Origin of the sequence: Mycobacterium sp. 1165178.9 (assembly GCF_001673555.1) — a bacterium.
In the GTDB taxonomy this organism is placed as follows: domain Bacteria; phylum Actinomycetota; class Actinomycetes; order Mycobacteriales; family Mycobacteriaceae; genus Mycobacterium.
Window position 1 is genome coordinate 1 of sequence record NZ_LZMB01000186.1, and the last position, 518, is coordinate 518.

1 protein-coding gene is annotated in these 518 nt (G+C 71.2%); it reads left to right on the forward strand.

The features are described from left to right. Positions 1–518, forward strand: a 518-nt coding sequence (locus A5652_RS09030) for an aminotransferase class I/II-fold pyridoxal phosphate-dependent enzyme (RefSeq protein WP_232001137.1), incomplete at both ends; no start/stop codon positions are given.

Sequence of the window (518 nt, forward strand, 5' to 3'; positions counted from 1 at the left end):
CTGCACCCCTCGGTGTGCGACGGCGACCACACCGGCCTGATCGCGATCCATTCTTTGTCGAAGAGCTCGTCGCTGGCCGGGTACCGGGCCGCGTTCGTCGCCGGGGACCCCGAGCTGATCGCGGAGCTGTTGGCCGTCCGCAAGCACGCCGGGATGATGGTGCCGACGCCGGTGCAGGCGGCCATGGTTGCCGCCCTGGACGACGACGCCCACGAGCTGGCTCAGCGGGCGCGCTACGAACGGCGCCGCGCGGCCCTGCTGCCCGCGCTGCGTTCGGCCGGCTTCGCCATCGACCATTCCGAAGCCGGCCTCTATCTGTGGGCCACGCGCGGTGAGCCATGCCACGACAGCGTCGCCTGGCTGGCGCAGCGCGGCATCCTGGTGGCGCCGGGTGATTTCTACGGGCCGCGCGGTGCCCAGCACGTGCGGGTTGCGCTGACCGCCAGCGACGAGCTCTTCGACAAAGAATGGATCGCGATCAGGCCGGTGTGGTCGCCGTCGCACACCGAGGGGTGCAG